Here is a 12704-nt window from a genome sequence, read left to right on the forward strand (position 1 = left end):
TCATGGCGGCCCTGGACAGGCTCACCCTCGGCACCGCGCCCGACTCGTGGGGGGTGTGGTTCCCGTCCGACCCGAAGCAGGTCGGCTGGCAGCAGTACCTCGACGAGATCGCGCAGGCCGGCTACCTGTGGACCGAACTGGGACCGTCCGGTTTCCTCCCGCAGGACCCGGCGCGCCTGCGCGACGAGCTGGACGCACGCGGCCTGCGGCTCTGCGGCGGCACGATCTTCGCCGGGCTGCATCGCGGGGCGGAGGCGCTCGACGAGGCGATCGAGGCGTGCGGCCGCGAGTCGCGCCTGCTCACCGCGCTCGGCGCGCGCCACCTCGTGGTGCTCCCTGAGCAGTACACGGACATGCACACCGGAAGCGCCGTCCAGTCCGGCGACATCGATCCCGAGCAGTGGAAGAACCTCACCACCGGCTACGACCGGCTCGGGAAGGTCCTGCTCGAGGAGTTCGGCGTCGATCTGGTCTTCCACCCGCACGCCGACACCCACGTCGACACCCAGGATCGGGTGGAGCGGTTCCTCGCCGACACCGACCCGCAGTACGTGAACCTGTGCCTGGACACCGGGCACATCTCCTACTGCTTCGGCGACAACATCGCGATCATCGAACGCTTCCCCGAACGGATCCGCTACGTGCACCTCAAGCAGGTCGATCCGGCCGTGCGGGAGCGGGTTCGCGCCGAGAAGCTCTCGATGGCCGAGGCCGTCCCGCTCGGGGTGATGGTCGAGCCGCCCTACGGGGAGCCCGACATGCCACCGCTGCTCGACGCACTCGCCCGGCTGGAAACCGACCTGTTCACGGTGGTCGAGCAGGACCTCTACCCGGTCGAGCCGCACATCCCGTTGCCCATCGGCGCACGCACGGCCGGGTACTTCCGGGGCTGCGGCCTCGGCCCGGTCCGCAGGTGGCCCTACTGACCCATTCCCAGCCCGCCGCTGCGGCCGGCTGTGCACTGGAAGGAAACTCAAAGATGAGTACCAGGAAGACGATGCGCACCTTGGCGGTGGCCGCGGCGCTCGGCATCGCGCTGGCGGCGTGCAGCAGCCAGGGCGGGGCCCAGCAGGAACAGGGCGGCGCGGGCGGCCCGGCCGGCGGCAACGTCGGCGGCGAGCAGTTCACGATCGCGATGGTCACGCACGAGCAGCCCGGCGACACGTTCTGGGACCGGATCCGGGCCGGCGCGGAGGACGCGGCGCGCGCACACAACGTCGACCTGAAGTACTCGAACGGCGCTCAGGCGCCCGAGCAGGCGACCCTGGTGCAGAACGCGATCGACAGCCAGGTCGACGGCCTCGCCGTCACGCTCGCCCAGGTGGAGCAGGTCGGCCCCGCGGCGAAGGCGGCGGCCGACCGCGGCATCCCGGTCGTGGCGTTCAACGCGGGGAAGGACGACTACCAGCGGTTCGGCGCGAAGATGTACTTCGGGTCGGACGAGTCCCTCGCCGGCCAGGCCGCCGGTCAGCGCCTCGCCCAGGACGGCGCCCAGAAGGTGATCTGCGTGGTCCAGGAGCAGGGTCACGTCGCGCTCGAGGCCCGCTGCGCAGGTGTGGCCGCGAGCTTCCCGAACACGGAGAACCTGTACGTGCAGGGCACGGACCTGCCGTCGGTGCGGTCGACGATCGGCGCGAAGCTGCAGGAGGACCCGTCGATCACGCACGTCATCGCGCTCGGCGCCCCGTTCGCCCTCACGGCGCTCGAGTCCGTCTCCGACGCCGGCAGCCAGGCGAAGGTCGCGACCTTCGACCTGAACGTCGACGCGGCGAAGGCGATCCAGGAGGGCACGCTCATGTTCGCCGTCGACCAGCAGCCCTACGTGCAGGGCTACATGGCCGTGGCATCGCTGTGGCTGAACCTCACCAACGGCAACGACATGGGCGGCGGCGGCCCCGTGCTCACCGGCCCGTCCTTCGTCGACTCGACCAACGTCGAGCAGATCGTGACCTACGCGCAGAACAACAAGCGCTGATGCCCTCCCAGGGGGAGCCGGCCGCCCGGCTCCCCCTGGCCCTTCCCAACCCTGGAGCGAGCCATGAGTTCACCCGTGGCGACCCAGCCGTCCCCTCCGACGCCGACCACCGAGGTCGAGCGTCCCAAGAAGTCGTTGCTGTCCACCCTGCTCACCCGTCCGGAGATCGGGTCGTTCGCGGCGGCGATCGCGATCTTCATCTTCTTCACCGTGATCGCCGAGCCGTTCCGCACGCTGCCGGCCCTGTCGACCGTGCTCTACGCGAGCTCGTCGATCGGCATCGTCGCGGTCGGCGTTGCCCTGTTGATGATCGGGGGCGAGTTCGACCTGTCCGCCGGCGTCTCGGTCGTGACGGGCGCGCTGACCGCGTCGATGATCAGCTACCAGCTGAACGCGAACCTGTGGGTCGGGGTGCTGGTCAGCCTGGTCGTGATGCTGGCGATCGGGTTCGTCAACGGGTACCTCGTGGTGCGGACCGGGATCCCGAGCTTCCTGATCACGCTGAGCACGTTCTTCATGCTGACGGGCATCAACCTCGGGGTCACGAAGCTGGTCACCGGCACGGTGGCCACCCAGAACGTGGCTGACATGGACGGGTTCGCCTCCGCGCGCGCGGTCTTCGCCTCGGAGTTCGCACTCGGCGGTGTGACGGTCCGCATCACCGTGCTGTGGTGGATCTTCTTCGTGGCGCTGGCGACGTGGATCCTGCTGCGCACCCGGCTCGGCAACTGGATCTTCGCGGTCGGCGGCAATGCGGCGAGCGCCCGCGCGGTCGGCGTGCCGGTGAACAAGGTCAAGATCGGCCTGTTCATGGGCGTGGCCTTCATGTGCTGGTTCTACGGGATGCACATCCTGTTCTCGTTCAACACCGTGCAGTCCGGGCAGGGCGTCGGCAACGAGTTCCTCTACATCATCGCCGCGGTCGTCGGCGGCTGCCTGCTCACCGGCGGGTACGGCTCGGCGATCGGCGCCGCTGTCGGCGCCTTCATCTTCGGGATGACCACCCAGGGCATCGTGTTCGCCGGCTGGGACCCGAACTGGTTCAAGTTCTTCCTCGGAGCGATGCTCCTGCTCGCGGTCATCCTCAACCTCTACGTCAAGAACTACGCCCTCAACCGCAGGAGCTGAAGGTCATGACGGACACCATCGTGGGGCATGCCGACCGCAGCCTGAAAGTCGGCACACCGCTCGTCGAGATGGAGGGCGTCGGCAAGGCCTACGGCGCCATCCGGGCCCTGGAGGGCATCAACCTGACCGTGAACGCGGGCGAGGTCGCCTGCGTGCTCGGCGACAACGGTGCCGGCAAGTCCACCCTCATCAAGATCATCTCTGGTCTGCACCCGCACACCGAGGGCACCCTCAAGGTGGACGGGCAGGAGGTGCACTTCTCGTCGCCGCGCCAGTCGCTCGACCACGGCATCGCCACCGTCTACCAGGACCTGGCCGTCGTCGGGCTGATGGAGGTGTGGCGCAACTTCTTCCTCGGTTCGGAGATCCGGAAGGGCAGCTACCCGCTCGCCCCGCTGGACATCAAGGGCATGAAGGAGATCGCCGACGCCGAGCTGCGCAAGATGGGCATCGTCGTCAAGGACATCAACCAGCCCATCGGCACGCTGTCCGGCGGCCAGCGCCAGTGCGTCGCGATCGCCCGCGCCGTGTACTTCGGGGCGCGCGTGCTCATCCTCGACGAGCCGACCGCCGCGCTGGGCGTCAAGCAGTCCGGCGTGGTGCTCAAGTACACGGCCGCGGCCCGCGACGCCGGCCTCGGCGTCGTGTTCATCACCCACAACCCGCACCACGCCTACCTGGTGGGCGACCACTTCATCATCCTGAAGCTCGGCCGGCGGGTGCTGGACAAGAAGCGCTCCGAGGTGAGCCTCGATGAGCTGACCGCGGAGATGGCGGGCGGGCAGGAGCTCGCCGAGCTGTCCCACGAACTCAAGCGATAGAGGAGTACTCGCGTGACACTCGACGTCGGCGTCATCGGCACCGGCATGATCGGCCAGGACCACATCAGGCGGCTCACCTCGGTGCTGTCCGGCGCCCGGGTGGCCGCGGTGACCGACGTGGACCTCGACCGGGCCCGCGCGGTCGCCGACGGCGTCCCCGGGTCGGTCGTGCACGACACCGGCCAGGCCCTGATCGACGATCCGGGCGTCGACGCCGTCGTCGTCACGTCGTGGGGACCGACGCACGAGGAGTACGTGCTCGCCGCGATCTCCGCGGGCAAGCAGGTGTTCTGCGAGAAGCCACTGGCAACCACCCGCGAGGCGTGCGACCGGATCGTCGACGCCGAGGTCGCGACGGGCAAGCGGCTGGTGCAGGTCGGGTTCATGCGCCGGTTCGACCCGCAGTACCGGGCGATGAAGGCCGTCGTCACCAGCGGGGAGATCGGGGCGCCGCTGCTCATGCACGCGGCGCACCGCAACCCCTCCGTGCCGGACTTCTTCACCAGCGACATGACGATCAACGACTCCACGGTCCACGACATCGACGTGGCCCGCTGGATGTTCGACGACGAGATCGCGGCCGTCACCGTGCTGAAGGGGCGGATCAGCCGCAAGGCGAAGGCGGGGTTCAACGACCCGCTGCTCGTGCTGCTGGAGATGCGCAGCGGCGTGATCGTGGACGTCGAGGCGATGGTGAACGCGGGCTTCGGCTACGACATCCGCGGCGAGGTGGTCTGCGAGGACGGCACCGTGGAGCTGTCGGAGAGCGCGGGCGCCGTCGTCAAGCTCGCCGGCCGGTACTCCGGACGTGTGCCGGAGACCTGGAAGGAGCGGTTCGTCGGGGCGTTCGACCTGGAGCTGCAGGCCTGGGTCGACGCCGTCTCGGCGGGCGGGAGCACCGGCCCGAGCGCGTGGGACGGCTACGCGGCCACGGTCGCGTGCGAGACGGGCCTCGCGGCGCTGCGCAGCGGGCTGCGCGAGGAGGTCGTCCTGCGGGAGCGGCCCGACCTGTACGCCAAGGAAGGAGTGGCGTGAAGAAGCTCGGCATCGGCCTCGCCGGGGTCGGGCGGATGGGGCGCATCCACGCCGTCGACCTCGTCTCCCGCTGCGCCCGGGCCGGCCTGGCGTGCGTCTACGACGCCGACGGCGAGCGCGCGGCCGCCCTGGCCGCACAGCTGGACGTGCCGGTGGCGGCGAGCTTCGACGAGCTCCTCGAACGCTCGGAGGCGGTCGCGATCGCCACCCCCACCGGCACGCACGCGGAGCTGTCGGTGGCGGCGGCCCGGGCAGGCAAGCCGGTGTTCTGCGAGAAGCCCGTCTCGCTGGACCGGGCCACCACCGTGGCGACGATCGAGGCCGTCGAGGCCGCCGGCGTGGTGTTCCAGGTGGGCTTCCACCGCCGGTTCGACCCCGACTGGGTGGCCGCGGCCGAGCGGATCGCCGCGGGCGAGCTGGGCGAGGTCACGCTCTTCCGCACGTCGCTGCGGGACATGAACCCGCCCGACCCCGCCTACCTCGCCGGCTCCGGCGGCTTCTTCGTCGACGTCACCGTGCACGACCTGGACGTCGCCCGCTGGCTGGTCGGCGAAGTCGTCGAGGTCAGCGCGCACGGAGCCGCGTCCGACCCGGCGTTCGGACAGCTGGGCGACATCGACACCGCCGTGGTCGTGCTGCGCTTCGCGAACGGCGCGCTCGGCGTGATCGACAACAGCCGGGGCGCCCGCTACGGCTACGAATGCTCCACCGAGGTGATGGGCACCCTCGCCACCGCCCGGATCGACAACCCGCACCGCCGCGGGCTGGAGTGGCGCACCCCCGGCGTCGCGGCGCGCGACCTCGTGCACGACTTCGAGGAGCGCTACCCGTACGCCTACGCCGCCGAGCTGGACGCGTTCGCCGACTGCGTGCGCACCGGCACCCCACCGCGCGTCACCGGCCGGGACGCGCTCGCCGCCTTCGACCTGGCCGTGGCCGCCGATGAGTCCTGGCGCACCGGCCGTCCCGTCACCATCGGCGCCCAACCCATCACCACCGTTCTGCCTGCCGGAGGCATGCGGTGAACAGCTTGCGGGCCGACGCCGCCTTGGGGGGGAGGCGCAGGGAGCGAGGAAGGAGCGACCGAGCACCGGAGGAGCGGGACCGCATCTCGAGGGCCTGCGAGCCGCCGGAGCGCAGCGAGGCAATCAGGCAGAGCGCGACTGAGCACCGGAGGAGCAGGGCGGCGTCCGAAAGGCCCGCGAGCACGCCGGAGCGGAGCGGAGGCAAATGAACACGGACCGGATCGCAGGCGCCCCGATCTCGTGGGGCGTGTGCGAGGTGCCCGGCTGGGGCTACCAGCTGCCGCCCGCGCGGGTGCTCGCCGAGATGCACGACGTCGGGCTCGCGGCCACCGAGCTCGGCCCGGACGGCTTCCTCCCGGCCGACGCGAGCGCGATGGCCGACGTGCTGGCCCGGCACGACCTGCAGGCGATCGGCGGGTTCACGCCCCTGCTGTTGCACGTCCCGGGTCAGGATCCGGTGCCCGACGTCGAGAAGCTGCTGCAGACCTACGCCGCCACGGGGTCGGACGTGCTCGTGCTGTCGGCCGTCACCGGGCTCGACGGGTACGACGTGCGCCCCGAGCTCGACCCCGAGGGGTGGCGCACCCTGCTCGGGAACCTCGACCGGCTGGACGCGCTCGCCGCCGACCACGGCGTGAAGGCCGTGCTGCACCCGCACGTCGGCACCATGGTCGAGAACGGCACCGACGTGCAGCGCGTGCTCGACGGCTCGTCGATCGCGCTCTGCCTCGACACCGGTCACCTGCTGATCGGCGGCACCGACCCGGCGGAGCTCACCCGGCAGGCCCCGCACCGGATCGCGCACACGCACGTCAAGGACGTCGACCTCGGCCTCGCCCGGCAGGTGCAGTCCGGACGGCGGACCTACACCGAGGCCGTGCGGGAGGGGATCTATCGCCCGGTCGGGCGTGGTGACGTCGACTTCGCCGCGATCGTGAGTCACCTGCGTGCCGACGGGTACGAGGGCTGGTACGTGCTCGAGCAGGACACGATCCTGACCGAAGAGCCGATCGGCGAGGGACCCCTCACCGACGTCCGCACGAGCGTGACGGCCCTCCGGGCGCTCCTGGAGAGCGTTTCCTCGAATGAGTGACGCAGGCCTCACCCGAAGGTGACACGCTCGGGCCCGCTGCGACGATAACCCGCAGAGCACATCGGCACGAGACTCCGAGGGGGGCGACCACCATGATCAATATCTCCGTGTCCTCGCGGTCGTTGGCGGCCGCCCGCCGGGTCGACCCGAACGTGTCGCCCGCCGCGGTGCACGCCGCCGTGGAGGCGGCCATCGCCGAGCACACGCGCGAGCAGCGGCGGCGCCCGATCCAGCCGCCGGAGGAGCTCGAGGGCCCGGACGCATAGGCCCGACGCGGCCCGTCTCCCCGGTGCCCCCCGTCAACGGGGAGCGTGAGCCGGGACCGGGAGCGCGAGCCACGAGGGATGCGTCAGCCGGCGGCGCGGGGTGGGGCCGTCGTGCCCCGGACCACCAGGTGGGGCTTCAGGACCACCTCCACGGGGTCCGTACGGGTCCCCTCCAGGCGCTCCACGGCCGCCGCCACGGCTCGGCGGGCCTGCTCGGCCGCCTCCTGGCGCACCGTCGTGAGATCGATGTGGGAGAGGCGGGCGAGCTCGCCGTCGTCGTAGCCGATCACCGACACGTCCTGCGGCACGCGCACGCCCGCGCGCAGGAACACGTCGAGGAGGCCGATCGCGCAGCGGTCGTTGGCGGCGACCACCGCGGTCGGCAGCTCCGGGTCCTCCAGGAGGGCCCGCGCCGCGGCCGCCCCGGCCGCCTCCACGTAACCGCCGCGCAGGACGCGGCCGTCGAGGCCGTGGCGGCGCACCGCCGCGAGGAAACCCGCCCGGCGGTCGGCTGCCATGGCCGCCTCGCCGCCGTCGACGTGCACGATCCGCTGGTGTCCGAGGCCGACGAGGTGGTCGACGGATTCGCCGACACCGGCCTCGTCGGCCACGCGCACCACGTCGAAGCCCTCGGGAGCGACGTGCCGGGCGACCACGACGACGGGGGCCCGCGTGCCGAGCGCCGCCAGGTCGGCAGGCGGCAGCTCGGGGGCCAGCAGCAGGACCGCCTCGCAGCGCATGTCTAGCAGGGCCTCCACCACCCTGGGCTCGTCGGAGACCGGCGTGATCGCGCTCAGCGCCACCGCGTAGCCGCGCGCGTCCGCGGCGATCTGCACCTCCTCGGCCAGCTCCGTGCGGAACGCGTCGCGCAGGAGCACCGGGACACCCAGCAGCCGGGTGCGCCTGCGGGCGAGCAGGCTGGCCGCGCGGTCCGCCCGGTAGCCCAGGCGCTCGGCGGCCGCGAGCACGCGCTCCCGCGTCCGGGCGCTCGGCCCGGGCACGTCGCGCAGCACGAGGGAGACCGACGCGGTGGAGACGCCCGCCTCGGCGGCGACGTCCTCCAGCCGGGGCCTGCGGTGCACGCCCACCCCCTTGACAGCCGTCGATGACGCGAGGATCGTAACCGAGGTCCTTAAAGCGCTTTAAACGGGAGCCGAGATGGCAACGACGCACGCCCCCGACACCCGCTGGACCGAGGCCGCCTGCCGGCTCGAGGACCTACTGGCCGTGCTCGCCGAACGCACCGACCCGCGCGCGTTCCCGCTGGCCACCGAGGTCGTCGCCGAGGTGCTCGTCTACGACGCCGCGCGGCTGCTGGACGTGCCGGCCGACGACGCACGGGCCGAGCTCGTGCGTGCCTTCGCCGACGGCCCCGGCGTCGTCGTGGTGCGCGGCGCCTACCCGGACCGGGCCGTGGTCGACCGCGCCACGGCCGCGTTCGAGGAGATGATCGCCGAGCAGCGCGCGAGCGGCGTCGTCGCGGGCGACCACTTCGCGAAGCCGGGGGCCAACGACCGCGTCTGGAACGCCCTCGAGAAGCTCGCCGTGCGTGCACCCGAGGTGTTCGTCGACTACTACGCCAACCCGGTCATCGCCCTCGCCTCCACGGCATGGCTGGGCCCCGGCTACCAGGTGACCTCGCAGGTCAACGTCGTCAACCCGGGCGGTGCGGCCCAGGTCGGGCACCGGGACTACCACCTCGGGTTCCTGCCGCCCGCGCGCATCGAGCAGTTCCCGCCGCACGTGCACGTGCTCTCCCCCGTGCTCACGCTGCAGGGCGCGGTGGCGCACACGGACATGCCGGTGGAGAGCGGCCCCACGATGTACCTGCCGCACTCGCAGAAGTACGGCCCCGGCTACCTCGCCACCGGACGCCCCGAGTTCCGCGAGCACTTCGAGCGCCACCACGTGCAGCTCCCGCTCCGGACGGGGGACGCCGCGTTCTTCAACCCGGCGGTGATCCACGGTGCGGGCGCGAACCGCTCGGTGGACGTGCGGCGGATGGCGAACCTGCTGCAGGTCTCCTCCGCGTTCGGGCGGGCGATGGAGAGCGTCGACCGCGACCGGATCTGCCGCGCCGTCTACCCCGCCCTGCGGGCGCACCCGGCGCCCGAGCACGCGGTCGCCGCCGCGGCGGAGGGCTACGCGTTCCCCACCAACCTGGACCGCGACCCACCGGTCGACGGGCTCGCCCCGCCCAGCCAGGCGGACCTCGTCCGACGGGCGCTGGCCGAGGGCTGGTCGCCCGAGACCTTCGGAACCGCGCTCACCGAGCACACCGACCGCCGCAGGACCGCGTGATGGGCCTCCTGAACGACCGGGTCGTGCTGGTCAGCGGCGGGACGCAGGGTGTCGGTGCGGGCGTCGCGCGGGCCGCCGCACGCGAGGGCGCGACCGTCACCGTCACGGGGCGGCGCCGGGAGCCCGGCGAGAAGCTCGTGGCCGCGCTGCGCGAGTCCGGCGCCGAGGCGCTGTTCGTGGCCACCGACGTCGCGGACGTGGCGCAGGCCCAGGCCTCGGTCGCCACCACCGTCAAGGCGTTCGGCCGGGTGGACGCGCTGGTCAACGCGGCCGGACTGACGTCGAGGGGAACGCTGGTCGACACGAGCCCCGAGCTGTTCGACGAGCACATCGCGATCAACCTGCGGGCTCCGTTCTTCCTCATGCAGGCCGCTGTCAGGGACATGCTGCGCCGCGGCGCGCCGGGCGGGATCGTCAACGTCATCTCCTCGTCGGAGCTGGGCGGGCAGCCCTACCTGGCGCCGTACGTCGCGGCGAAGGCCGGTCTCGCCGGGCTCACCCGCAACGCGGCCCACGCCCACCGCTTCGACCGGATCCGGATCAACGGCCTCGACATCGGCTGGACCGACACCGAGGGCGAGGACGCCATCCAGCGCCGGTTCCACGACGCCGACGACGGCTGGCGGGAGGAGGCGGGCAGGCGGCTGCCGATGGGCAAGCTCGGACAGGTCGACGAGATCGCCGACTTCGTCGTGTTCCTCCTGTCGGACCGCAGCGGTGTCGTCACCGGCTCGGTGATCGACTGGGACCAGAACGTGTTCGGAGGGCTGGACTGATGCGGCTCGGACTGATCGGGCTCGGCCGGATCGGCGCGTTCCACGCGCAGACGCTCGCCGACCTGGACGCCGTCGACTCGCTGGTCGTCACCGATGCCGTGCCTGCGGTGACGAAGGAGGTGGCCGAGCGGGTCGGCGCGCAGCCGGTCGACTCGGTGGCCGAGCTGCTCGCGGCGGGCGTCGACGGCGTGCTGGTGGCGGCCGCCACCGACACGCACCCGGAGCTGGTGCTCGCCGCGGTCGAGGCCGGGCTGCCGGTGTTCTGCGAGAAGCCGCTCGCCCGCGCCGTCACCGATGCCGTCACGGTGGCGCGGCGGGTGCAGGAGTCGGGCGTGCCGGTGCAGGTCGGCTACCCGCGCCGGTTCGACCCGGCGTTCCTCGCCGCCCGCGCGGCCGTCGAGAGCGGGGAGCTCGGTGGGCTGCACACCGTCCGCTCCACCACGCTCGACCCGGCCCCGCCACCCGCCGCGTACCTGGCCGGGTCCGGAGGGATCTTCCGGGACTGCGCCGTGCACGACTTCGACGCCGTGCGCTGGGTGACCGGGCGGGAGGTCGTCGAGGTCTACGCGACGGGTTCCGACCGCGGCGACCCGCTGTTCACCGGGATCGGGGACGTGCACACCGCGGCGGTAATCCTCACGCTCGACGACGGCACGCTCGGCGTGGTGTCGGTGAGCCGCGGCAACCCGCGCGGCTACGACGTGCGGCTGGAGCTGCACGGCACCGCCGACAGCGCCGCCGCGGGCCTGGACGACGGGCTGCCGCTGCGCTCGCTGGAGCCCGGCGTCACCTTCCCCGCCGGCCCGCCGCACGACTTCTTCATGGAGCGGCTCGCCGCGGCGTTCCGGGCGGAGCTGGCGGCGTTCACCGAGGTCGTCGCGGGCGCGAGGCCGAGCCCGTGCACGGTGCAGGACGCGCTGGAGGTGGCTTTCATCGCGGAGGCCACGACGCTCTCCCGGCAGGAGCACCGCCCGGTGCGCGTGGAGGAGGTCCGCCCCTGATCCGGGGACCCGCAGCGCAAGGCGATGATCGACATCCGGTAGCGTCAGCCCGACGATAAGTCGGGAGGACGATGCGCGGCAACCTGTTCGCCGTGGCGGTGGACCTGGTCGTGCTCACCGTGCGCGACGGTGTCCTGTGCGTGCTGCTGCGCGAGCGTGCCGCGCCCCCGTTCGCCGGTGAACGTGCGCTGCCGGGTGGCTTCGTGCGCGGGCGCGAGGACCTCCTCGACGCGGCGGGCCGGGAGCTTCTGGAGATCGGGCTGGCGATCGACGGTCACCACCTGGAGCAGCTGGCGAGCTACGCCGCCCCCGACCGGGACCCGCGCGGCCGGGTCCTCACGGTCGGGCACCTCGCGCTCGTGCCCGACCTCCCCGAGCCACCCGGCGAGTGCATCTGGGTACCGGTGGCCGAGGCCGGCACCCTCGCCTTCGACCACACGCAGGTCCTCGCCGACGGCGTGGAGCGGGCGCGCGCCAAGCTCGAGTACACGACGCTCGCCACGGCGTTCTGCCCGGCCGAGTTCACGATCTCGCAGCTGCGGCGCGTGTACGAGGCGGTGTGGGGCACCTGCCCCGACCCGCGCAACTTCTCCCGCAAGGTCACCTCGACGCCCGGCTTCCTGGTGCCGACCGGCACCAAGGTCAGCTCCGGCCGGGGCAGGCCGGGGCAGCTGTACCGCCGCGGCCCGGCCACCGCGTTGCACCCGCCGATGCTGCGGGATCAGCCCTCCGACCCTCCGCGATAGGCCGGCAGGCCCGCACCCGTCACGCAACGGCCGCGCCGAACGAGCTTCCCGGCATGAGCGCCCCGACCCTCGCCGGCATCCACCACCTGAAGCTCCCGGTGCGCGACCTGCAGCGGTCGGCGGACTGGTACGGGAAGGTGCTCGGCTACCGCGTCACCGTGGAGTTCGTGGAGCAGGGCGAGCTCGCCGGGCTGGGCATGGAACACCCCGACGGCGGCCCGCCGCTCGCCCTGCGCCTCGACCCGGCGCTCGCCGAGGCCGCCGCCGGGTTCGACTACTTCTCCATCGGGGTGCCGGACCACCCGAGCATCACCTCGCTCGCCGCCCACCTCGACGGCCTCGGCCTGCGCCACGGCGGGGTGCACCGGGCCAGCGAGGGCTGGATCCTGCCGATGCTGCACGACCCCGACGGGCACGAGGTGCGCTTCTACACCCACGCCCGCCACGAGGACGCGCCGTCCGGCCCGCACCGCGTGCACGACCCGGGGCCGGACATGCGCGTCGAACCGCTGGCCTGAACGGCGGCTCGACGGGGTA

General features: G+C 72.5%; 14 protein-coding genes. 13 read left to right on the forward strand and 1 reads right to left on the reverse strand.

The window, feature by feature from the left end; all coding sequences use genetic code 11:
* The first annotated feature begins 2 nt into the window (after positions 1–2).
* From FHX44_RS14000 to FHX44_RS14035, 8 genes are all read left to right on the forward strand, one after another.
* Complete coding sequence (locus tag FHX44_RS14000; RefSeq protein ID WP_147256210.1) at positions 3–926, forward strand: TIM barrel protein; 924 nt, start codon at positions 3–5, stop codon at positions 924–926.
* A gap of 53 nt (positions 927–979) precedes the next feature.
* Positions 980–1975: a substrate-binding domain-containing protein gene (locus tag FHX44_RS14005; RefSeq protein ID WP_170308901.1), complete on the forward strand. Its 996-nt coding sequence runs from the start codon at positions 980–982 to the stop codon at positions 1973–1975.
* A gap of 63 nt (positions 1976–2038) precedes the next feature.
* A complete protein-coding gene (locus FHX44_RS14010) occupies positions 2039–3103 on the forward strand; it encodes an ABC transporter permease (RefSeq protein ID WP_147256211.1) in 1065 nt (354 codons plus the stop codon).
* A gap of 5 nt (positions 3104–3108) precedes the next feature.
* The gene (locus tag FHX44_RS14015) at positions 3109–3924 is read left to right on the forward strand and encodes an ATP-binding cassette domain-containing protein (protein ID WP_147256212.1); all 816 of its coding nucleotides are present in this window, start codon (positions 3109–3111) and stop codon (positions 3922–3924) included.
* A 12-nt stretch (positions 3925–3936) separates the two neighbouring features.
* On the forward strand, positions 3937–4959 hold the full coding sequence (locus FHX44_RS14020) for a Gfo/Idh/MocA family oxidoreductase (protein WP_147256213.1): 1023 nt from the start codon (positions 3937–3939) through the stop codon (positions 4957–4959).
* Entirely contained in the window at positions 4956–5984 is a 1029-nt protein-coding gene (locus FHX44_RS14025; protein WP_246170366.1) for a Gfo/Idh/MocA family oxidoreductase, read from the forward strand. The genes FHX44_RS14020 and FHX44_RS14025 overlap by 4 nt, the downstream gene beginning before the upstream one ends.
* A gap of 205 nt (positions 5985–6189) precedes the next feature.
* Entirely contained in the window at positions 6190–7077 is an 888-nt protein-coding gene (locus FHX44_RS14030) for a sugar phosphate isomerase/epimerase family protein (protein WP_147256214.1), read from the forward strand.
* 92 nt (positions 7078–7169) lie between these two features.
* Entirely contained in the window at positions 7170–7343 is a 174-nt protein-coding gene (locus FHX44_RS14035; protein WP_147256215.1) for a type II toxin-antitoxin system CcdA family antitoxin, read from the forward strand.
* Between the two features lie 83 nt (positions 7344–7426).
* Here the strand turns inward: FHX44_RS14035 and FHX44_RS14040 are convergent, their stop codons facing one another.
* On the reverse strand, positions 7427–8425 hold the full coding sequence (locus FHX44_RS14040; protein ID WP_246170367.1) for a LacI family DNA-binding transcriptional regulator: 999 nt from the start codon (positions 8423–8425) through the stop codon (positions 7427–7429).
* Positions 8426–8501: 76 nt separating this feature from the next.
* Here FHX44_RS14040 and FHX44_RS14045 point away from each other — a divergent pair, with 76 nt between their 5' ends.
* The 5 genes from FHX44_RS14045 (at position 8502) to FHX44_RS14065 (ending at position 12685) form a co-directional block, all read left to right on the forward strand.
* Positions 8502–9644: a phytanoyl-CoA dioxygenase family protein gene (locus FHX44_RS14045; protein WP_147256217.1), complete on the forward strand. Its 1143-nt coding sequence runs from the start codon at positions 8502–8504 to the stop codon at positions 9642–9644.
* Positions 9644–10420 (forward strand): SDR family oxidoreductase, encoded by a 777-nt coding sequence (locus tag FHX44_RS14050; RefSeq protein WP_147256218.1) that lies wholly within the window; start codon positions 9644–9646, stop codon positions 10418–10420. The genes FHX44_RS14045 and FHX44_RS14050 overlap by 1 nt, the downstream gene beginning before the upstream one ends.
* Complete coding sequence (locus FHX44_RS14055) at positions 10420–11421, forward strand: Gfo/Idh/MocA family protein (RefSeq protein WP_147256219.1); 1002 nt, start codon at positions 10420–10422, stop codon at positions 11419–11421. Before FHX44_RS14050 ends, FHX44_RS14055 begins: the two co-directional genes overlap by 1 nt.
* A gap of 71 nt (positions 11422–11492) precedes the next feature.
* A complete protein-coding gene (locus FHX44_RS14060) occupies positions 11493–12167 on the forward strand; it encodes an NUDIX hydrolase (protein ID WP_147256220.1) in 675 nt (224 codons plus the stop codon).
* A gap of 53 nt (positions 12168–12220) precedes the next feature.
* Positions 12221–12685 (forward strand): VOC family protein, encoded by a 465-nt coding sequence (locus FHX44_RS14065; protein WP_147256221.1) that lies wholly within the window; start codon positions 12221–12223, stop codon positions 12683–12685.
* The last annotated feature ends 19 nt before the right edge of the window (positions 12686–12704 follow it).

The organism is Pseudonocardia hierapolitana (assembly GCF_007994075.1).
Classification (GTDB): Bacteria; Actinomycetota; Actinomycetes; order Mycobacteriales; family Pseudonocardiaceae; genus Pseudonocardia; species Pseudonocardia hierapolitana.